We start from the raw sequence: 20899 nt of genomic DNA, 5'->3' as shown, positions 1-20899 counted from the left end.
TTTTAGATTACATCTTTTGTACCATTACCAACGCTTTACGCCTTAGTCTCTGTCTCGCTCAGAGTCCATCACTTTCATTTGTGCTTCGTTGTAACGCGCACCCACCACTTTATCGTCATCTATTAAGCCAGAGACATATTCAGCCACTTCCAATGGCAAATGCACGTTGGCTGCCGCAATGTTCTCACGCATGTATTCAATGTGTTTAGTGCCTGGGATCGGTACCAAGGTTTGCTTACCCGCGCGGTTGGGTAACGCAATAATCCACGCTAGCGCCAATTGTGCCAACGAGCAATTGAACTCTTGCGCCACTTCTCGCAGTGGTTCAAGTAGCTTGCGGTTGTAAGCAAACGCATCCGCCTCAAAACGTGGACGTGCATTGCTGGTACGAATATCACCTTGCGTAAGCTGATCAGCCTCTTGGGCTTTCCCCGTGAAGAATTGACGACCGAGTGGTGAAAACGGCACAAAAGTCGACCCTAATGCTTCACACGCGGCGAGCATTTTTAGCTCAGGTAAACGCGTCCATAATGAGTATTCGGACTGCACCGCCGCAATAGGGTGAATAACACTGGCACGGCGTAGGCTATCAGCAGACACTTCTGACAGTCCGATTTCGCGGATTTTACCTTCGCTCACCAACTGAGAAAGCGCACCAACGCTTTCCTCAATCGGCACCTTAGGGTCAAGGCGATGAAGATAGTAGAGGTCGATGACATCCGTGTTTAAACGCTGCAAGCTCGCTTCACATTGGGCTTTAATGGTCTCTGGGCGACCATCAATGGTTGGCTTGCCGTCTTTGGAAAACAACGCACATTTGCTGGCCAGTACATATTCGTGGCGGCGGGTTTTCAATGCTTTTGCCAGTAGCTCTTCGTTCTTGCCACCGCCATACATGGTGGCGGTATCAAGAAAATCATACCCGACGTCAAGCGCCTCATTAAGCAGCTGAATGGAGGTTTTCTCATCGCTAGGTCCATACCCATGAGACATGCTCATGCAGCCTAACCCAATCGGCGACACCGACAACGATCCAATCTGACGCTTATCCATCTAGTGATATTCCTCTTATTCCCAAACAACCTGAAGATGCAGGATTCAGCGAGATTTGGGTATATCGCTGAATCATAGGCAATGACTCACTATACCAATTGGATTAAGTAGGTGGTCATAAATTTGCGCATGGAAAATCGTCAAGAGCAAGGAAGATATTGCAGTAAGTGGTTATTCTACCTACAAAATATCTGACGCCGCTATTGTCGATTTTAACCAGCAAGAATGACCGAATATTTAATCAGATTGGTATCAATACTTTTTCAATGCTATCAAGTATCTTCATTGCCGCGAGTGCTTGTTGCACGCTGGCGTTGGGTTCACGATTCTCACGAATCGCTGCGATAAACTCACGATCTTGCAGCTCAATGCCATTCATCGACACATCCACCTTGCTGACATCAATTGGGTTCTCGCGCCCGTCCACCAAGTCATCATACCTTGCAATATAAGTACCGTTGTCACAAATATATCGGAAGAAAGTGCCAAGTGGACCATCGTTATTGAACGACAAAGACAGTGTACACAAGGCGCCAGAGGCGGTTTTCAAACCAATACTCATGTCCATCGCAATACCAAGCTCGGGATGTTTTGGCCCCTGCATGCCCTGAACTTGAACAATTTCCTCACCCGTTTGATACGCAAAGAGATCCACCGTGTGGCAGGCATGGTGCCAAAGCAGGTGATCGGTCCAACTACGCGGTTCACCCAGCGCATTTAGGTTTTGTCTGCGGAAGAAATAGGTTTGCACATCAAGCTGCTGAAGCTTCAATTCGCCCGCACGGAATTTCTTATTCAGGTACTGGTGGCTTGGGTTAAAACGACGCGTGTGCCCTGCCATGGCGACTGTGCCCGTTTCTTTCTGCACACGAACAATGCTTTCTGCATCTTCTAGGGAATCCGCCATTGGGATTTCAACCATCACGTGTTTACCCGCTTGCATCACTTCGATGGCTTGTTGGGCGTGTATTGGTGTCGGCGACGTAATAATTGCCGCCTCAACACCCGGCTGTGCCAGCGCTTCCTGTAAGTCCAACGTCCAGTGCGTGATGCCATACTTCTCTGCGGTCGCACGGGTGCTTTCTTCTACGCCACCCGCAATCGACACAACCTCCACATCGTCTATGTTTTTTAGTGCGTCTAAGTGCTTATGACCGAATGCACCCTCTCCCACCATGATGATTTTCATTCGCTACTCCTTGAACGTAAGTGTGCCTTCCGTGACCCTGTCACTGGCATTCTCTAAAACGGTTAACCCATAGTGGGAATTCGACACAGGTGCGTGGGTGAATCGATAGACTTCATCCACCTTCTCATCCATCGCCCCGCGCATGACGAGCCACATGATCGCTTCGATGCCTTCTGAGCCGGCTTCACGTAAATATTCAGTGTGAGACACCGCCTTCGCTGCATCTGGATCATTCACCATTTTATCTAGCCAATTGCAGTCATATTTGGTGTTGATCAGTCCCGCGCGCTCACCTTGAAGCTGGTGTGATAAACCGCCCGTACCAAGAATGGCGACGGTGGTATCTTCTGGGTAAGACTCCACCGCTCTGCGAATCGCTTTGCCTAGATTGAAGCAGCGGTTGCCCGTCGGTTGCGGGTATTGCACCACGTTCACTGCAAGAGGGATCACTTGGCAAGGCCATGCTTCAGGCTGCCCGTAAGCCACAGACAATGGCACGGTCAGGCCATGATCCACATCCATCTCGCTCACGATGGTCATGTCGAATTCATCAAGCACCAGCGATTCGGCAATGTGCCATGCAAGCTCGCTATGGCCTTCACATGATGGAACTTGGCGCGGGCCATACCCTTCGTCTGCAGGGTTAAACTGAGGGGCGACACCAATAGAAAACGTTGCGACAGATTCCAATGAAAACGCTGAGGCATGATCGTTATATACGATCAGGCAAACGTCAGGTTTCACCGTATTCATCCATTCGCGAACGGGCTGAATACCGTTTACAAATCGCTGCCAGTAATCGCTGTGCGCGGGGTCATACATGGTGCCGTTATCCATCGCGGCACCAATTGACGGAATATGAGAGGTACCAATACCACCGACTATTTTACCCATTGGAATCGTCCTTGTTTTCGCTCTGTTCTGTTCTGATGGTGCTAGCATCACCTTGACTCGCCACTTCACCAGGAGCGTGCGCACGATTTTCAGGCTTGGAATAGTACTCCGCCCATTCCTGCTTGCTGCGATTGCCGTCGATACCGCGACCACCTACCAGCATCATGTCGCGAAAATCTTCAAACGTCATATTATTGCCTGACATCGCCGCACCTGCGTGTTGCATGGTCATACCATCAAAAATAGCCAACTTGAAGGTGTAGTAAATATTGCCGCCTAAGCGCAACATGCCGAGCCAATCTCGTGTTAACACAGCTTCACGCTGCGCGTCAGTCATGGGGTATTTATCCAGGTATGCGGCTTCATCTTGTCGAAACACATCTCGGTTCTCGCCCTTGTTGAGCGACATACAAAACATGTTCAAGTGATACCCTTGACGCGATGCCTGGCCATCAAACACATAGGTGCCAGGAATGTCGTCATAATCTCTTTTTTCGCGCATTATTCACTCCTTAAATAACACTCAAATAACGCACATTAAATCAAACCGACTTCTTTCAGTCTGGCATCTAATCGAGAGAACACTCGACGCGTATTACCATTGAAAATCTTGGTTTTGTTTTCATCGCTCAGTTTAGAACCGTCGATATAGCGCTTGGTATCATCAAAGAAATTGCCCGTTTGCGGGTCAATCCCGCGCACCGCACCAATCATTTCAGACGCAAATAAAATGTTGTCTTTAGGCACCACTTCAAGCAGTAAATCGATGCCTTCTTGGTGGTACACACAGGTATCAAAGAAGATATTGTTGCCCATGATGTCGTTCAGCGGCGGCAAGCCCATCATGTCGCATAAACCACGGAAGCGTCCCCAGTGATACGGCACAGCACCACCACCATGCGGCACAATGAACTTCAACTCAGGGAAATCTTTAAACAAGGTTTTTGACATCATTAACTGCTGGAACGCTGTGGTGTCAGCCCCTAAATAGTGCGAACCTGTGGTGTGAAAACATGGGTGGCAACAGCCGCTCACGTGGATCATAGCAGGGACATCCAATTCACACATTTTCTCGTAAATTGGGTAATAGTATTTGTCGTCCAACGGCGGTGCAGTCCAATAGCCACCTGAAGGGTCGGGGCTTAGATTACAGCCCACAAATCCAAACTCTTTCACGCAGCGCTCAAGCTCGGCAGCACTCGCGGTTAAATCTGCCTCGGGTGATTGTGGCAATTGCGCTGCACCAATGAAGTTCTGCGGGTAAAGCTCCGCAATGCGGTGAATCAGCTCATTACAGTGTTCTGTCCAATATTTGCTCGTGGTTTGGTTGCCAATGTGGTGTCCCATCCAACTTGCACGCGGTGAGAAAATGGTCACGTCCGTGTCGCGCTCGTTTTGTAGCTTCAACTGCGCCCCTTCAAGGCTGTCACGAATTTGGTCATCGGAAATGTTCACCACACCTTTGACGTGATCGAACAGAGGATCGGTCGCCAGCTCGGCTTTTTGTTGGTCACGATATTCACCCAGCTCATTCGGTGCTGTGGTGTAATGACCGTGACAATCAATAATCAGCGTATCCTTGCTCATTCCAAATCCTCCAATACATCAACATAACGAAAGCCCGCTTGGTCCAACTTAGGGCGCATGTTGTACATGTCTAACCCTAGAATGCCGGACTCGAGCATTTGCCGTTTTTCTTCTTCCAATTCCACACGCGCTTGCGCTGCTGCTAATACCATTTCAGCGCGGTCTTTTGGCACCACACACACGCCATCGTCATCTGCCACAATCACATCACCCGCATAAATGGGTTGAGCGCCACAAACAACTGGCACGTTTACCGAGCCCAATGTCGCCTTCACCGTGCCTTTAATGGACACCGCTTTTGACCACACAGGGAAATTCATTTCTTTCAGGTCTTTCGTGTCACGTACACCTGCGTCGATAATCAGCCCTTGCACACCGCGCGCTTGGGCAGACGTTGCTAACAAATCACCAAAGTAGCCATCAGTACATGGCGAGGTTGTTGCGATGACCAGCACATCACCTGGTTGGCAAAGCTCAATCGCCACATGCACCATCCAGTTATCACCAGGTTGTGCCAACACCGTCACGGCACTGCCCGCGATCTGTGCGCCAGAGTAGATAGGACGCAAGTTATGGTTAAGGTTGCCTGTTCGCGCTTGCGCTTCATGCACGGTGGCGCTTCCGCATTCGGCGAGCCCTTCCAATACTGCGTTGTCAGCACGTTCAATGTGTCGAACGGCGACGCCTTGGATTGTTCTCATAGACATACTGCTTTCCTTACTCGTCAAAACCGTAAAGGCGTGCTGGGTTGTCCACCAAAATCTTCTTCTGCGTGGCTTCGTCACGCGCAATCAAAGGCACGAGATCCAGCAGGTCTGCATCATTTGGCATGTGTTTTTTGATGTTCGGGTGCGGATAATCCGTTCCCCAAAGGGTGCGGTCAGGGGCGACTTCCACCAGCCCTTGTGCATATGGCACTGCATCGTAAAAAGGCGGCGCAATCGCGATGCGCTCAGAACCACACACCTTCACCCACCAGTTATCACGCTGCATAAAATCAAGCAGGATTTGATACGCCTTTTGACCTACACCTTCTGATGTCGGCACACGGCCCATGTGGTCTACCACGATGTCCATGTCGAAACGGTTGAAGAAGTCTTCGTAGCGAATGATGTCTTCCGCATTAACATGGATCACCAAATGCCAGCCAAATGGCTTCACACGCTTCAACACCCTTTCCATCATTTCAAGGTTGGGTGCGCCGCCAAGGTGGGTCACGAAGTTGAAGCGAATACCGCGAACGCCGCCTTCATGAAGACCCTGAAAATCATTGTCAGTAAACGTATCGTCAGCCATGCATACGCCACGGTAAGCGCCGTTGCTGGTCGCAATCGCATCCATCATGGCGCGGTTATCACGACCGTGGCAGCTCGCTTGCACCAACACAGCGCGGGAAATCCCCAGTTTGTCATGCACACGTTTCAGTGCATCTTTGCCCGCATCAGGCGGCCAATACGTCGCGGTATCGGCATATGGGAACTGCGCATGAGGGCCGAACACATGGCAATGGGCATCGCACGCATTCGCAGGTGCCACAAATCGCGGTGTGCGCGTGTTGTTATCAGGTGGCATACAACTGGGTTTGGTCATTCCGTGACTCCTGTACAGCCATTGGTGACTGCGTATCGTTATTCAAATTTAGCTATCGTTATTGGTGCTTTCTTGTATTGCTACAGAGGTTTCTTGTGTTGCTATAGCGGTTTCTTGGGCAAATAAAGCTCGCCTTTTGCGAGTAAACGCGCCGTTCTGACCAACCCAGCACTCTGCACTGCGCCAGATGAGTCGAACGTCAACGTCATGGAGAATTCCCCTGAAGGGTGTTCAACGGACAAGGTTTTCACCAAGCCGTCAGGGATGGAGGCAATCCCCTCTGCGACCGAGCCGGATAACGCACATGCCGTCGCAACGGACACCGCGCCCAACACGCCAATGGCAGAGTGGCAAACGTGAGGGATAAAAGTACGGGAGGAGACATTGCCGCCCTCAACAGGCGGGGCAATCAGGCACATTTTGGGCACAACCTTGTCAGTCACATCGCCAAGGTTCATCGCCACGCCTGCTTTTAATCGAACAGCTTCAATGCGTGCTTTCAGCTCAGCGTCGTTATTCAACGCATCGGCATTTTCGTAACCTGTCACGCCAAAATCATCGGCACGCATCACCACAACCGGCATGCCGTTATCAATGCAGGTCACTTCGTAATGACCGTCTAGGCCTTCAAATGTATCGCGGGTATTGCCCGAGGGAAGCAAAGAGCCCGTGATCGAGCCTGCAATGTCTTGGTAATGACAAATCACCGGAGAGGCGGTACCGGGCACGCCATCGATCGCAGCATCGCCATCATATTTCACGTGACCGTTAGGTGTTTCGATTTCCAAATCACAGCGATTGCCGCTATTGGTCATCAACACACGCACCATGGTTTTTGGATGGGTCGCTTCAACAAGGCCAGATTCAATGGCAAAAGCACCGACACCCGCCAAGATGTTTCCACAATTGGGTGTGGTATCTACGCGGTTCTCACCCACCACGACTTGAACAAACAGATAGTCGACATCGCAGTCAGCATCCGACGAGGCTGAGACCACCGCCACTTTACTCGTTAATGGGTTTGCGCCCCCTAAACCATCAATTTGGCGCGCATCACGGCCAACGGCATCAATAATGGCTTGGTCTCTCGCATCAACATCTTCCGGCAAGTCACTTGCAAGGAAATATATGCCTTTGGAGCTTCCGCCTCTGAGCTGCATATAGGGGATTGAATTCATGTCGTACTAACCTTCGCATTAAGTTAACACTCAGAATAGTGGCGATATGACTCGCAATAAATTCAACTTTTTTACATTTTGTTGTACATTTTTAACATTACTGATTTTTGAAGCATGAGTGTGATGTCGAACATTCCCCACTACTTCCTTTATGGCGAAGAGTTGCCTGAAAGCTCACCGGATTACATGCATATCGCTCGCCTTGAGCAGTCTCTGCCAAAACACAACTGGGAAATTCATCCGCACCGGCATGACGATCTCCACCAATTGATGATCCTCGAGTCCGGTTCGATGACGGCACAAATCCGAGATAGAAGCGCTGAATATCAGGGTGGCTGCGTCCTTTCTATTCCTGCCAAAGAAGTGCATGGGTTCATCCACCAGCCCGAAGTGAGGGGCTTCATCCTTTCTATCTCCCAGCCTTTCATTTTGAGTTTGTTTAATGAAACTGAACGACAGGCGCTCTCATCTCTTTTTCGTGAACCTTTGGTCATCCCGATGACGGAAGGCAGAAATGTCGTTGAACTGAAATCTCTTGGAGAGCGCTTATTGGCGGAATACCAAGGCCGTGAAGTCGGACAAGCCTCTATGATTGGCGCGTACTTGAAGATTGTGTTCGTATTATTGAGCCGACAGTTACAGCACAAAGCCCCGCAGCAAACAGCAGATACCAAAACCGCGGTATTTGAGAGATTCACAGCATTGGTAGAGCGCCATTACACCGAGCATTGGAGCGTGAATGAATACGCCGCGGAACTGGGGCTGAGCCAAGGGCAGCTGAATCGTATTTGCCAGCGCAGCGCTGACCAACAGGCATTGGAGATTGTTCACGGGCGCATTGTCGATGAAGCCAAGCGATTGCTGATTTTCACCCAGCTTTCATCGAAAGAAATTGGTTATCAACTCGGCTTTAAAGATCCGGGCTATTTTTCTCGCTTCTTTACTCGCCATGTAGGACAAGCACCCAAGCAGTTTCAACAGCAGCTACTTCTAGAACAGGTGCAGCGATTGCAGTAACAGTGCTGGTTAGAACATTGAGCAGTAGCTAAATCACCCAGCCCCCATGCAAGCATCTAAGCCGTCAAGTGACCAAGTAACCAAGTAACCAAGTAACCAAGCAATAAAACGAAAAAGGCTGCAAATGCAGCCTTCTTGTCAGTTATACATGTTGGCTTGAATTAGATCCAAGCAACCGCCGCAATGGCGGTGGAAAGGCCAACACACAAACCGACAATCACGTCTCGCCAATGGTGCTTTAAGGCCTTGACTCGACCCACACCCACCAGCATTGCCAAGCCATAAGAAAGCAAGCCAATAATCCAGCCATAACTCACCGCAAGCACAGTGGATGCAGCAAAAGCATTGGCGGTGTGGTTTGATGGAAAGCTGTCGTTGCCGCTTTTATCTGGGCGCTTGGCATCGATCAGCATTTTTCCGACTAAGCCAATACCAGAAGCTATCGCTATGATGTATCCCGCGAACTTAAACTCTCCCCATTCGCCATGAATCACAGGGAAAGCAACCGCGGTCGCGACCAAACCATATACACCCACATCACTCACCATCTGCCAATTCAACGAGCTAGAGAAGTGAACAAAAAAGCACACCCACAGGGTAACCAACAGCAGAGCAGGATAGAGAATTGTCATTAGCGCGTCAGTTCATCCTTAATACATCCAAGTAGAAACATCGAGTATCTCAGACTCTGGTCACTATTAGCCATACAGAATGTAAGCAAATATTGCTCGTGGCAAAAAAACACAGAAATAACTCGAAAAATAAAGGTGTTACACCCTAACAACCTGAAGATGTAGGGTACTGGACCTCCCCCGATTTAGTGGACACACAATTCAGTCCATAAAGGGGGCCTTATGCCAGCCTACAAATCAGGAAAGAAGACAGCCGAATATTCACTAGACTTTAAACGTAAAGCGGTGGAATGGAGCTTTCAAAGTCACCGTACAGTCAAGTCAGTTGCAGAAGCATTAGATATCCATCCGTTTATGCTTTCGAAGTGGCGACGCGCTTACCTAGATGGAGTGTTTGGTATGCCTAAAGTCCCTCCAAAATCGCAGAACAAGCCAAAGTCACAAGACGAAGTATCTAAACTAAAACAACGTATTGCAGAGCTTGAAGAGGAAAATGACATCCTAAAGAAGTGGCAACGATTTCAAGCCGAACAAAGACACAAGCCTTCCGATTCATAAAGACGTTCAGTGGGATATATTCCGTGAAGCTGATGTGCCTGCATCTTAGTGTGTCGCGAAGTGGTTATTACGCGTGGTTGCAACGTGGTATTTCTGGGCACGCACAGATAGACAAGGTGCTTGGCGAGAGAATAGCGCTATTGTACAAGCGCAGCGAAGGCAGATATGGCAGYCCGAAGATACACGAAGCATTAAAGCAGGAAGGCGTCAGAGTAGGAAAGAAACGCGTAGCTCGCTTGATGAAAGAGGCCGGATTAAAGGCGCGCGTTGAYAAAGTTTATCGCCGTCGGAACAAAAGTAGAGCGTTCTTCAAGGGGCTCAAGAATCGTCGTAGAGAGTTATCTAAGCCTTTAAAAATTAACCAACAATGGTCGTCGGACGTGACCTACATTCGAGTCGGCRACAAGTGGGGATACTTAGCCGTTGTCATCGATTTATGTTCTCGGAAAATTGTAGGTTGGKCTTTAAGTAATCGATTAGATACGGACTTGACCATGCTTGCAATCACGAAGGCGGTAAGGGCAAGGAAGCCTAAGCAAGGGTTATTATTCCATACAGATAGAGGTCGTGAATATTGCGCGGATCGAGTACGTCATTACCTGAGCGGTATTGGTGCTATGCAAAGCATGAATCGTCCTGGTCATTGCACAGATAACGCGGAAGTGGAGTCCTTCTTCAAAACGCTGAAAGGCGAATTGATTAAGGATGCGTTTATTGGAAGTTTGGTGCAGCTTGAAGAGAAACTCCGGCGATACATTGATTACTTTTACAACCGAACACGACTCCACGGGAGTATTGGTTATGTTTCTCCAATAGCGTTTGAGAAGCAACAGATTTAGGTAACTCAGTGTCCGTTTAAACGGGGGAACATCATACAGAGGCCATCAGTGCCTTAAGGGTCGATATCGCATCGCAACCACACCAACAACACTCAGAAATCACCATAAGTTGACCGAACGGTCAGTAACCACTAATTTTTATAGAGGTACGCATACGGAATACGCGCACCGTTTTCTTTTCATCAATCAGCATTAACTGCCAAGGCTGCGACAGGCGAGCCAACGGCCTCCATGGTTACCGTCGCCGAAGTGACAGCCGCCGTAGTGACGGTTGCCTCACAAATTGTCATATCGCACTGGCAATGTGAACGCATCACCCTTTGATGACAACAAACAACTCAACGTGTAAGGGAGAATCTTATGGAAGACTTTATCCGACACTTACCCAAAGTAGAGCTGCACCTTCATATTGAAGGCTCATTGGAGCCAGAACTGATGTTCGAATTGGCGGAACGCAACAACATTACCTTACCCTACGCCAATGTTGAAGAAGCTCGCGAGGCTTACCATTTCCATAATCTTCAATCTTTTCTAGATATCTATTATCAAGGTGCCAATGTACTGCTCACAGAGCGAGATTTCTTCGATCTTACTTGGGCATATTTAATGCGCTGCAAAGCCGACAACGTCATGCACACAGAAATTTTCTTCGATCCGCAAACCCATACTGGCCGTGGCATTGCTTTTGATACTGCCATCAACGGTATTTACCACGCATTGCGGCAAGGTGAGAAAGAGCTTGGTATTACAAGTCAGATCATCATGTGTTTTTTACGTCACCTGTCAGAAGAGGCCGCCTTCAAAACCTTAGAACAGGCGAAGCCGCACCTACATCGCCTTGTGGGCGTTGGGTTAGATTCTTCCGAGTTGGGGCACCCGCCTGAGAAATTCGCCCGTGTATTCGCGGAAGCTCGTGCACTCGGCTTAACCACCGTCGCCCATGCAGGTGAAGAAGGCCCAGCGAGCAATATTTACGATGCCATTGAGTTGCTTCACGTCAGCCGAGTGGATCATGGCGTGCAATGCACGCAAGATCCGGCGTTAGTCGAACTGTTGGCGCAGACGCGCATGCCGCTCACGGTTTGTCCGCTATCCAACATCAAATTGCGAGTGTTTGACCGGATGGAAGATCACAACATTCTCAGCCTGTTGGACAAAGGGCTTTGCGTTACCGTGAACTCTGACGATCCCGCTTTTTTTGGCGGCTACATGAATGACAACTTCCTTGCCCTCAATCGTGCGCTTTCACCCAGTAAAGAACAGCTCACACAGCTCACGCGCAATGCCATTGAGGCAGCATTTGTCGACAAAGATACTCGTCAAAGTTTGCATCAAAAACTGGACGACTTTTGGGCAAACCACGGCGTACACTAAAGGAATATTCCCCTCACAGTGTTAACGTGAAGGTGGTTTGAGAAAGCACAGAAAGAAAGCGGGCTTGCCCCGCTTTCTTTTCATCAAGGAGAGACCATGAAAGCCTCGTTGTTTACGCTCACCGCACTCGCCGTATCATTTTCTGTCTTTGCCGACAGCCCTACAAAGCCCTTTGCTGAGACCATTTACCACAATGCTGACGTCATTACCGTTAATGATAATCAGCCAGAGGCCAGCGCCGTTGCAGTGTTAAACGGTAAAATCCTCGCGGTAGGGAGCGATGAAAATGTGCTGAAGTTAGCCGATGCACGTACCAAGGTGATCGACTTGAAAGGCATCACCATGATCCCAGGGTTTATTGATGCTCACGGTCATGTCATGAACACCGGCCTTCAAGCTGTCTCCGCGAACTTGCTCTCTCCGCCAGATGGACCAGTCACAGACATTGCCAACTTACAGACGTCGCTTCGCAAGTGGGCAGAAAAGCCCATCAATAAAGCGCAAGACTTCATCATTGGCTTTGGCTATGACGACTCGCAATTAAAAGAACAAATACACCCCACCCGATACGATTTAGATGCAGTGTCCACCGAGGTACCCATTCTTATTATTCACCAGTCAGGGCATTTGGCGGTACTCAACAGTAAAGCGCTCGACATGCTGGGTTTCACCGCCAAAAGTAAGAACCCACCGGGTGGCATAATACGCCGAGTTGCTGATAGCAACGTGCCCAATGGTGTGCTTGAAGAATCAGCCTTCTTTGGCGCATTGATCCCACTGTTCACACAAATCAGCCCCGAAGAAAACGAATTGTTGTTTCAAGCAGGCATGGAGCTTTACGCCAAATATGGTTACACCACGGCCCAAGAAGGCCGAACCATGTCTGACAGTGTCACCACCATGTACGACATCGCTCAGAAAAAGAAACTGCTGCTCGATGTGGTTGCCTATACCGACATTCAGCTTGGCACCGACATCATGAAACCACCGTACCTAAGCCAAAGCTATAACAATGGCTTTCGTGTGGGTGGCGTAAAGCTGACGTTAGATGGCTCACCACAAGGCAAAACGGCGTGGCTAACCAAGCCGTATTTGATCCCACCAGAAGGTCAAACTGCAGGTTACGCAGGCTACCCCATCATGTCTGATGAAGAGGCTGAGAAATACGTGGGCATGGCGATGAAGAACGGTTGGCAGTTGCTAACCCATGCCAATGGCGATGCCGCGATTGATCAGTACATTCAAGCGGTCGAAAAAGCGACACAGAAATACGGTGCTGGCGAGCGACGCTTCGTTTCTATTCACGCCCAAACAGCGCGAGAAGACCAAGTACAATCGTTTAAAGATCTCAACGTCATCCCTTCGTTTTTCCCCATGCATACCTTTTATTGGGGTGATTGGCATGCGCAATCGGTATTAGGCGATGAAAGAGCCGAGAACATATCACCAACAGGCTGGGCATTAGACCGCRACATGATATTCACGTCACACCACGATGCTCCCGTCGCATTCCCCAATTCCATGCGAGTGTATTCCGCCACGGTAAACCGCATTACACGAAGCGGTCGCATTCTGGGTAAAGACCAACGCGTGTCTTCGATGACCGCACTGAAAGCACAAACCATCTGGGCGGCGTATCAGCATTTTGAAGAAGACACCAAAGGCTCGATTGAAGTCGGTAAAGTCGCCGATTTGGTGCTGCTGTCTGACAACCCTTTGGAGATCAATCCATTAGAACTTGCTGACATCACGGTGCTTTCAACCATTAAAGAGGGAGAAGTGATATACACCCAAGAGGCCGCCATTGCCGATAATAGTTGTTCGACATCGCGAAAATGTCAGGCACTCGCGACACACACCTTCATGATCGCGGGGTTGATCCCCCACATTCACTGATACGACATTAAACGACACTTCATTCGACGATGTCGCCAGCCGAAAAGGGAAATTCAGTTAGGCAGCAAAGCAAGCTGCCTGACTGTCTCGTTGCCAGTGGTACCTGATGTTTAACCACCAATGCGCAATAAACCCTCCTACCCGCACCTTCTTGTTATTTCACTCATTTCTCTCACGTAATATTTGATGTTCTCTTTTCACTTAATACGCACTATGTTGCATTTTATCTACACTCACAGATAAGGAAGAAACAAACCGATTTTTCGTGACGTAGGTTCGCCACATTTACCGTTTGGGATAGATATGCGCATTTTTTCTGCATCAACCGACAAGTCCGCTCCTCTGCAGCGCGCTTGGCACTTGCTTCTCAATATGTCGTCGTTCGTTTTTGCATTAGTGCTTATTTACTGTATCTATCGTCTCTTCCAAACCTACGACTGGGGGCATCCGTTTACCAAGTTCCTCTGTTTTAGCGGGCTGTTTGCACTGGTTCTCACGCTGTTCCGTCACCGAGAACAAACAGACGACGTAGGCAATCCCATCTTGATCCTCGAATCCCTGTTTGCAGCCTTGGTGCTGGCGCTGATTTTTGCGCGCATGGTGCCCGCCTATGGTGACTTCCTGTTTGCCGCACCAACGGTCGATATTGGATACACCACAGAGCACGCCGCCAAACTGCTATTCATTCAGGGTGAAAACCCTTACCTAAGTCAGAGCATTAATATCCGACCAGAATTGGCACCGGAGCACCGCGGGTTTCACTACGGGCCGGGCATGATCTTAGGGTATGCTGCCGCCGCCTATTTCCCAGGCATTGGTTACAAGTTAACGAGCCTTGTGTTTCTCGCCATCACTGCCGTAGCGCTGTGTTCGTTAGTGGCAGGCTGTTTAGCATCAAGAAGCCAGAATGAAACCAACGACTGGCAAGTGCGGAGCGCCGTGTTGGCCTCGATGGTGTTGTTATTCTTGCCAGAGCGATTGTGGTACGAAGTGTTGCAAGTCGGTGCGAACGATATCTACCCCGTGGCATTGTTGCTGTTGGGCTTGGTGTGCGTTCAAAAAGAAAAGTGGTTGCTCGCGGGTGTGTTAATGGGGTTGTCATTCGCCACCAAGTTTTCCCCTGCCGCTTTCCTGCTCGCAATGTTTTTGCGCAAAGATATTCGGCTGAATTTTTTGATTGGTTGCGCCATTGGTGCATCACCCTTACTGATTTTCCTCGCGTGGGATCATCAAAGCATGATTGAGAACGTATTCATTCTGCGCTTTAGCCTGAATTTCGACTCCACGAGCCTCTATTCCATCACGCCAGACGTACTGCATGTGCTGTTCCCGCTCACCCAGCTTTGCGCCCTGCTCTACTTCTTGGTGCGTAACGCCACCCGAACCTTATCTATTGAAGAAACGGTGGTGTGCTTTACCTTGCTGCTGATCATTATTGAAGTCACCTTTAAGGAGATTCACGCTAACCATTTGATTTGGTTTTATCCCCTGATCGCTTTTACGGTAGCACTGTACCGACACAAACTCTTTCCAACCAAATAGCGACAACGAGCAGCGACAAAGTACGCATGAAAAATCCCGTGGCGACGAAGCGTAATAACGTTTGCGTCACCTTTCCTTCCTAATTGTTAAATTCGCGACAACCATTCCTATCGATTACTTCTTAAGCTTTCTTCAACGCAACCAAACGATTCACGGCACGCAGCATAGAAACATAGCCATTGTAGAATCAGGTCAAAATCAGACAGTAAGTGGTTAAAATACCCCCAAAAGTGAATATATTTTCACTTAGGTACTGTGTTTAACGCGCACAATATGAGATAACGTCGCCCTTGCAGCCAATCTGCATACTCGGCGAAGGATGCCGACGTCACTCTTTTAGCTCCATATCCATAAAATCAAAGAACAATTTGCGCTCATACATTAAGGAGGATGTTGAGGCTTAAGAGGCTTTATGAATCAATTAATTTCTGTTGGTGCGCTTGAATCATTTCTGATCGCCATTTTTGTGCTGTTCCTCGGCCACTTCATCAACGCACGCATCCCTGTACTTAAAAAATTCAACATCCCAGAGCCGATTGTCGGCGGTCTAGTCGTAGCAAGTGCCATTACTGTTCTGCACTTCAGAGGCATAGAACTCGACTTCCACTTGCCCTTGCAACACACCTTTATGCTGATGTTTTTCGCCACGGTTGGCCTCGCCGCTAACTACACGCAACTCATCAAAGGCGGCGCAAAGGTCTTCATATTCCTGGGTGTCGCGTCGCTCTACATCATGATCCAAAATGGGATAGGCGTATCCTTAGCCACCGCTCTTGGCCTTGACCCATTAATGGGGCTAATAGCCGGTTCCATAACGCTTTCAGGCGGCCACGGCACAGGTGCAGCGTGGGCACAAACCTTCCAAGATGTTTACGGCATGAACAACGTGCTGGAAATCGCGATGGCATCTGCCACCTTCGGTTTGATCATGGGCGGTATTATCGGCAGCCCTGTCGCACAGCGTTTGATTGATAAAAACAAACTGCAGTCGCAATACGGCACAACAAACAAAACCCACGACCAATTCCCGGAACTCGTGACCTATAGCGAGAACGAAGAAGACAACGTCACGGCGAAGAAGGTGATCGAAACTCTGTTCATCTTGCTGATCTGCGTGACTGGCGCGAAGTATTTAGAACAATGGGTAAGCAGCTTCGACATCAAATGGCTGATGATCCCAGATTTCGTGTATGCCCTGTTCATCGGCGTGGTGATCACCAACTTCGTTGAAGTGAGCAAAGTACAGAAACTGGACGTGGAAACCGTAGATATACTCGGTACTGTGTCCCTCGCGCTGTTCCTCGCCATGGCGTTGATGAGCTTAAAACTGTGGAACATTCTTGATCTGGCGGTGCCTTTCCTCATCATCTTGATTGTGCAATCTATGATGCTGGCGGCATTCACCTACTTTGTGACTTACCGCGTAATGGGGCGTAACTACGACGCTGCCGTTATCGCCAGCGGTCACTGTGGCTTTGGCCTAGGCGCAACCCCAACGGCAGTCATGAATATGGGCTCCGTGGTCAACCGCTTCGGCCCCTCACCACAAGCCTTCATGGTAGTGCCGATTGTTGGCGCGTTCTTCATTGATATCGTTAACCTGATCATTTTACAGGCCACGCTCACGATTATTGGCTAATGTTTTTTATTGCCGCTCTCTCTAGTTGGGAGAGCGGTGATAATCTGCTGTTCACTTCTTCTTTCGAAAATACTCTTCCACAAACTGTTTCATGACCGCCTGAAATTACAACTTCTACATGCCATCAAACAACGGTGTGCGAATAGACACTACTGGAACACACACCTTTGTATTAAGGAGTGACATCGATACAAATAAGCGATGGGCGTGCTTTTGTCCTTGTGATTTAAGGCGGTCGACCTTTGAATAATGCAAAGAGCATATCGTCCAAACACCAACCATTTACCTTGACGCAACACTTTTGAACCTGGAAACACAACCCATTGAAACTGAAAAGGTTGTGATTTTCTTCGAGTGCGTGTCCTGTTAGTGACGGCGAATTCAAATACTAATTACCAATTAACTACCCGATCATCTTCAACATTATTAGCGGAGGTTCGAGGACCAGCATTTTCTGAAGAATAAGACGACGCTCTCTCGAAAGATCTCAACGAATCCATTGCTGCACACCAACCAATGTTTGTTGGTAATTCAGTCGCATTTGCGGGCAGTGCTGAGAAGTAATTAGAAACATCCCTACCCAAGATTCTTTCAGCAACAAAAACAGCTCTTTGCTCCACATAACGATCAGCTAACCTTCCTCTTTGCCCCCACCCAATGACATAGTCATCGCAGGTTGCATTGTCTCTGTCATCGGGCACGCTAACAAAAGCAACATCTGACAAAGCAGAATACCTTTTAAACATCATCATTGATTCCAACAGCATTGCGACATCTTCTTGAGGTGTGTAATAACTGTACAAATCTTCTGCACCATCAAAGTCAAAAAGTAGACCTGCATATGAAGGCTCAATAGACCGGAGAAACTCGCTTGCATTTACGCCTCCAAACATAATATCAGCAATGTCTCGCAGCGTATCGTTAGCCAGCGGTATGCTGCTCTCAAGTTCCTGATGTACTGGCGTAATGCCACTCATCGCTTCGCGGATAGTGCCGCTATCACCAAGAGACAATAACGAATCATGAGGTAAATAGTCGTTTGCATGAGCGAGTTCGTGAGCAAGAAGTCTGAACAAGCCAGGGGCGATCTGATAAGCAGAACGTGCCTCATAACTGTTTGCCCTGAAAGTGTTAGACCAAGTTACATAGTCACCATTCCAATCGACATAACGCCTAAAGGCATCAAATCTAAGTCCATCACCGTAGTCGGTACGAAAATCATCTTGTTTGAAAATGGAGTCCCACTCTTCCTTATTGCGCCAAAGATATCGCGGATCGATATACATGGATGCGGTGTAGGAATGGTAGAACGAAGGACGGATATCGTAACTGATGACAATAGCGTTCACAGACTTAAAAAGATTATTGAGGTCTTGGGACGAGATAGATTCCATCGCTTCAAGGAAACTGGCTGCCATCCAGTCGTGCGACACAACGAGACGTGACTCAATATCGGAGAGTGAAACTGAGGAGGTCGAAACACCTATCGGTTTAATTGCACTTAAACTGCACGACTCATTGTCCAAAAATGCCTTTGAGCATGAAACCAGGTTTGTTGGAGAATCCTCTGAGAAAGCTGAGATGCTGTTAAGAGAGGGGACGCCATTAACGTTGACTGGAGTTCCCTCATCTTCAGGCGCATTTGGTGGACGCTCATTAGAACCACCGCCTCCACCGCATCCTAAAAAAAGCGAACAAGAAACTAAAAATATTAGCTTTGGTACTGATATAAATACTGCCATCTGCGTCATCATCCATGAAATACGGGTTCTTCCGAGCCAGATAAAAGCTCACTGGTCTATTACTGACCATTTGTCCCTGATTCAAGCAGTATACGGCGACTACTTCAGGCTCTCCTTCCCTAAAGTGAGACCGACTGTAAATTACCACGCTAACAGTGGTGGACACCAACGAGGGACTAACCGGACACACACCTTTAATATGGCAAAAAAACCACCTCAGTTATCTTTCTGCCATAAAGACCAATAGCGCCCTCTTCTCCTTGGTTTTGAGCAGGAAAATAGAAAAATCGCTGAAATTACGGCGAATGGGTGTATTGCAGGTAAGCAAAAACCACCGGTAAGGTGGTTATTCAACAATGGTGAGTAGTTTTGGCGATGTTAGCTGGCTGGGAGTCGAAATCCGCAAAGTCGCTTTCTCCCGAGTAAGGATAAAGCGCCCTTAATCGATGACTCTATGCCAATGAGGGTTCCCTTTTCAGCATGTTTGTAGGCATCAAGCCATTCAGAGGAATCAAACCCTAAGCGGTTGAGTATTGGAGGCGTTCGGCTATCAATATGACTACGCCTGCCTTCTCTGCATTGGCGACCCGTCCAATCGACAAATGCGAGATAATCCATCAGTTGAAAAGGTATATATAAATTGCCTGTCAGGTTTATTGTCTCCAAATAATGCGCACCACTGCAAGCTTCCATGCCTATACGTACGTGTTGAATATTTGCTAATGTAGTCAGCAAGTTAGCGCGAGATACAGATTTGTGAAGAATTACTTTTCCTCACTAATCGACAGCGTGCAATGAGAACTGGTGTTTATCGAAGTAAACACCGCAAAAGAATTGTGAAGACATGGAACCTCCGGTTTTGAAAAAGACACCTATGTGTGGCAAATCCGAATGAGGGAGGATCCAATTCATTCGTTATATACCATCTTTCCTGTGGAGGACTAAATGGATAACAATACAATCTATGGGCTACTAGGTAGCATTGTTCTTGCGTATCTCATACCCAAAGTTAGTCCCTATATAGATTTCTTATTTCAAAGAATCTTCGAACTACTTGTCACCAGCGTGCATAACCCAATTAATGGTTACTTCCGAAGGGTGAAACTCAGACGTCTAATAAATTTTCGTAATGACCGTAGAAATGATTCTGCAGTAACAGAACAAATAGTTAAGTCGTACGCATACTTACTACTTTTTTGGGGGGTGTTCGCTTTCTACATCAATCTGCTGTTGAATGAAAGTGTAGTCACGATGTTAGATGGAAATATTGCTCAAGGCATGCTGCTCACGATCCCTATCTATGTTGTAGAGTTTATTTGGCTTTCAGCTTCTGGTAGGGCAAAAAAACTGGTGGCAAGTAGAGGAAGGTGAGCTTATAACAAGTAAATAGACTCTGCAGGGAAAGACACTCTAACTCACAGAATTAACGGTGGAACTAACGAAACATACACTATTAGAAAACCATATTGTGCGAGAAAAGCACCTTAACTTCGATTTATAGCGTTTAGGTGGCTTTCTTTCGTGAAGATAATGCTTTATTCCCCTCAAAACGAAGTTATATTTTCGTGGGATTCTAAAGGGATATTATGAATGCAAGGATATATATTTGGCTTTTGATGGTTGTAGGTTTTGGAGTCAATGCTACAAGCGATAAAAGTGATGAATTTCGCAATTATGTACATCAAAATATAGCAAATCAGCCTCTTAAGAAAGTTGCTTTTGAAGCTGAAATGATCTGGAATGAACTGTTAAACATTTACAGGGATAAAAACAATAAAATAGATGAACTTGATGCTCGTGATTTTATGGTTGAGTTGGTCAGCATAGAAATGTGTTTAAGGCATTTACAATCCAAATTGACTAGTGAGCCCTCTATTAAAACCATGTATTTAGATACAGTAGAGCATTCTTTTGAATATGCAAAAGCACAAGATTATATCTATCAAATAGTTGGCATTGAGTATCAGGATTCAATTATACCTTTACTTCCAGAAATGACTTGTGGTGACCATTTAATCCAAGATGAAATTGATAATGTAACAAATGCATCCATACCAACGTACTAACGGGACATCAACCATTTAAATGCCAAAAAAACACAGAACACACTGCGGGGACACACACCTTAAAATGTCCCATTAGTTCCTCGTTCCATAGAAGCCACCAACG

At 47.8% G+C, this 20899-nt stretch carries 17 protein-coding genes and 1 pseudogene; 7 read left to right on the top strand and 11 right to left on the bottom strand.

What is annotated here, in order from left to right; genetic code table 11:
* Positions 1 to 42: 42 nt before the first annotated feature.
* The 8 genes from L4D06_RS06515 to L4D06_RS06480 all read right to left on the bottom strand — a co-directional run bounded on the left by L4D06_RS06515 (position 43) and on the right by L4D06_RS06480 (position 7491).
* Positions 43 to 1053, bottom strand: a complete 1011-nt coding sequence (locus L4D06_RS06515; RefSeq protein ID WP_274165807.1) for an aldo/keto reductase — start codon at positions 1051 to 1053, stop codon at positions 43 to 45.
* A 241-nt stretch (positions 1054 to 1294) separates the two neighbouring features.
* A complete protein-coding gene (locus L4D06_RS06510) occupies positions 1295 to 2242 on the bottom strand; it encodes a Gfo/Idh/MocA family oxidoreductase (protein WP_274165808.1) in 948 nt (315 codons plus the stop codon).
* 3 nt (positions 2243 to 2245) lie between these two features.
* The gene (locus L4D06_RS06505; protein ID WP_429738365.1) at positions 2246 to 3136 is read right to left on the bottom strand and encodes a class III extradiol dioxygenase subunit beta; all 891 of its coding nucleotides are present in this window, start codon (positions 3134 to 3136) and stop codon (positions 2246 to 2248) included.
* Complete coding sequence (gene ligA, locus L4D06_RS06500; protein WP_429738363.1) at positions 3129 to 3638, bottom strand: protocatechuate 4,5-dioxygenase subunit alpha; 510 nt, start codon at positions 3636 to 3638, stop codon at positions 3129 to 3131. The genes L4D06_RS06505 and ligA overlap by 8 nt, the downstream gene beginning before the upstream one ends.
* A 35-nt stretch (positions 3639 to 3673) precedes the next feature.
* A complete protein-coding gene (locus L4D06_RS06495; protein WP_429738361.1) occupies positions 3674 to 4723 on the bottom strand; it encodes an amidohydrolase family protein in 1050 nt (349 codons plus the stop codon).
* Positions 4720 to 5430 (bottom strand): 4-carboxy-4-hydroxy-2-oxoadipate aldolase/oxaloacetate decarboxylase, encoded by a 711-nt coding sequence (locus L4D06_RS06490; protein WP_429738359.1) that lies wholly within the window; start codon positions 5428 to 5430, stop codon positions 4720 to 4722. Before L4D06_RS06490 ends, L4D06_RS06495 begins: the two co-directional genes overlap by 4 nt.
* A gap of 10 nt (positions 5431 to 5440) precedes the next feature.
* The gene (locus L4D06_RS06485) at positions 5441 to 6313 is read right to left on the bottom strand and encodes an amidohydrolase family protein (RefSeq protein WP_429738357.1); all 873 of its coding nucleotides are present in this window, start codon (positions 6311 to 6313) and stop codon (positions 5441 to 5443) included.
* A 101-nt stretch (positions 6314 to 6414) separates the two neighbouring features.
* On the bottom strand, positions 6415 to 7491 hold the full coding sequence (locus L4D06_RS06480; protein ID WP_429738356.1) for a 4-oxalomesaconate tautomerase: 1077 nt from the start codon (positions 7489 to 7491) through the stop codon (positions 6415 to 6417).
* A gap of 123 nt (positions 7492 to 7614) precedes the next feature.
* Here L4D06_RS06480 and L4D06_RS06475 point away from each other — a divergent pair, with 123 nt between their 5' ends.
* Positions 7615 to 8508 carry a helix-turn-helix domain-containing protein gene (locus L4D06_RS06475; protein ID WP_274165815.1) on the top strand — a complete coding sequence of 298 codons (894 nt, stop codon included), beginning with the start codon at positions 7615 to 7617 and terminating at the stop codon, positions 8506 to 8508.
* Between the two features lie 161 nt (positions 8509 to 8669).
* Here L4D06_RS06475 and L4D06_RS06470 read toward each other — a convergent pair whose 3' ends face one another.
* Entirely contained in the window at positions 8670 to 9140 is a 471-nt protein-coding gene (locus L4D06_RS06470; protein ID WP_274165816.1) for a phosphatase PAP2 family protein, read from the bottom strand.
* 222 nt (positions 9141 to 9362) lie between these two features.
* On the opposite strand from L4D06_RS06470, the gene L4D06_RS06465 reads away from it, so the two are divergent.
* From L4D06_RS06465 to gltS, 5 genes are all read left to right on the top strand, one after another.
* Positions 9363 to 10537 (top strand): IS3 family transposase gene (locus L4D06_RS06465; RefSeq protein WP_429738353.1). Its coding sequence is split into 2 segments (ribosomal slippage): positions 9363 to 9651 and positions 9651 to 10537, totalling 1176 coding nucleotides; the frame shifts between segments, so codons are not numbered across the junction.
* 360 nt (positions 10538 to 10897) lie between these two features.
* Positions 10898 to 11911, top strand: coding sequence for an adenosine deaminase (locus tag L4D06_RS06460; RefSeq protein ID WP_429738351.1), 1014 nt, complete (start codon positions 10898 to 10900; stop codon positions 11909 to 11911).
* A gap of 96 nt (positions 11912 to 12007) precedes the next feature.
* Positions 12008 to 13807, top strand: coding sequence for an amidohydrolase (locus L4D06_RS06455; protein WP_429738350.1), 1800 nt, complete (start codon positions 12008 to 12010; stop codon positions 13805 to 13807).
* A 303-nt stretch (positions 13808 to 14110) separates the two neighbouring features.
* The gene (locus tag L4D06_RS06450; RefSeq protein WP_429738348.1) at positions 14111 to 15349 is read left to right on the top strand and encodes a glycosyltransferase family 87 protein; all 1239 of its coding nucleotides are present in this window, start codon (positions 14111 to 14113) and stop codon (positions 15347 to 15349) included.
* Between the two features lie 412 nt (positions 15350 to 15761).
* Positions 15762 to 16988 carry a sodium/glutamate symporter gene (gene gltS / locus L4D06_RS06445; RefSeq protein ID WP_429738346.1) on the top strand — a complete coding sequence of 409 codons (1227 nt, stop codon included), beginning with the start codon at positions 15762 to 15764 and terminating at the stop codon, positions 16986 to 16988.
* A gap of 392 nt (positions 16989 to 17380) precedes the next feature.
* Here the strand turns inward: gltS and L4D06_RS06440 are convergent, their stop codons facing one another.
* The gene (locus L4D06_RS06440; protein WP_429738344.1) at positions 17381 to 18730 is read right to left on the bottom strand and encodes a hypothetical protein; all 1350 of its coding nucleotides are present in this window, start codon (positions 18728 to 18730) and stop codon (positions 17381 to 17383) included.
* A gap of 639 nt (positions 18731 to 19369) precedes the next feature.
* Positions 19370 to 19576, bottom strand: a pseudogene (locus L4D06_RS06435) (IS110 family transposase); the annotation flags it as partial.
* A gap of 740 nt (positions 19577 to 20316) precedes the next feature.
* On the opposite strand from L4D06_RS06435, the gene L4D06_RS06430 reads away from it, so the two are divergent.
* Positions 20317 to 20796 carry a hypothetical protein gene (locus L4D06_RS06430; protein ID WP_429738342.1) on the top strand — a complete coding sequence of 160 codons (480 nt, stop codon included), beginning with the start codon at positions 20317 to 20319 and terminating at the stop codon, positions 20794 to 20796.
* The last annotated feature ends 103 nt before the right edge of the window (positions 20797 to 20899 follow it).

It is taken from the genome of Enterovibrio makurazakiensis, from assembly GCF_050336585.1.
Lineage (GTDB): Bacteria > Pseudomonadota > Gammaproteobacteria > Enterobacterales > Vibrionaceae > Enterovibrio > Enterovibrio gelatinilyticus.
Note: the sequence above shows the minus strand (reverse complement) of the source record. Positions and strands in the feature narration are given on the sequence as shown.

What these genes read in the sequence shown, in the direction of transcription:
- L4D06_RS06515 (WP_274165807.1), bottom strand. Translation starts at nt 1,053, where the DNA reads ATGGATAAGCGTCAGATTGGATCGTTGTCGGTGTCGCCGATTGGGTTA.
- L4D06_RS06510 (WP_274165808.1), bottom strand. Translation starts at nt 2,242, where the DNA reads ATGAAAATCATCATGGTGGGAGAGGGTGCATTCGGTCATAAGCACTTA.
- L4D06_RS06505 (WP_429738365.1), bottom strand. Translation starts at nt 3,136, where the DNA reads ATGGGTAAAATAGTCGGTGGTATTGGTACCTCTCATATTCCGTCAATT.
- ligA (WP_429738363.1), bottom strand. Translation starts at nt 3,638, where the DNA reads ATGCGCGAAAAAAGAGATTATGACGACATTCCTGGCACCTATGTGTTT.
- L4D06_RS06495 (WP_429738361.1), bottom strand. Translation starts at nt 4,723, where the DNA reads ATGAGCAAGGATACGCTGATTATTGATTGTCACGGTCATTACACCACA.
- L4D06_RS06490 (WP_429738359.1), bottom strand. Translation starts at nt 5,430, where the DNA reads ATGTCTATGAGAACAATCCAAGGCGTCGCCGTTCGACACATTGAACGT.
- L4D06_RS06485 (WP_429738357.1), bottom strand. Translation starts at nt 6,313, where the DNA reads ATGACCAAACCCAGTTGTATGCCACCTGATAACAACACGCGCACACCG.
- L4D06_RS06480 (WP_429738356.1), bottom strand. Translation starts at nt 7,491, where the DNA reads ATGAATTCAATCCCCTATATGCAGCTCAGAGGCGGAAGCTCCAAAGGC.
- L4D06_RS06475 (WP_274165815.1), top strand. Translation starts at nt 7,615, where the DNA reads ATGTCGAACATTCCCCACTACTTCCTTTATGGCGAAGAGTTGCCTGAA.
- L4D06_RS06470 (WP_274165816.1), bottom strand. Translation starts at nt 9,140, where the DNA reads ATGACAATTCTCTATCCTGCTCTGCTGTTGGTTACCCTGTGGGTGTGC.
- L4D06_RS06460 (WP_429738351.1), top strand. Translation starts at nt 10,898, where the DNA reads ATGGAAGACTTTATCCGACACTTACCCAAAGTAGAGCTGCACCTTCAT.
- L4D06_RS06450 (WP_429738348.1), top strand. Translation starts at nt 14,111, where the DNA reads ATGCGCATTTTTTCTGCATCAACCGACAAGTCCGCTCCTCTGCAGCGC.
- gltS (WP_429738346.1), top strand. Translation starts at nt 15,762, where the DNA reads ATGAATCAATTAATTTCTGTTGGTGCGCTTGAATCATTTCTGATCGCC.
- L4D06_RS06440 (WP_429738344.1), bottom strand. Translation starts at nt 18,730, where the DNA reads ATGGCAGTATTTATATCAGTACCAAAGCTAATATTTTTAGTTTCTTGT.
- L4D06_RS06430 (WP_429738342.1), top strand. Translation starts at nt 20,317, where the DNA reads ATGAATGCAAGGATATATATTTGGCTTTTGATGGTTGTAGGTTTTGGA.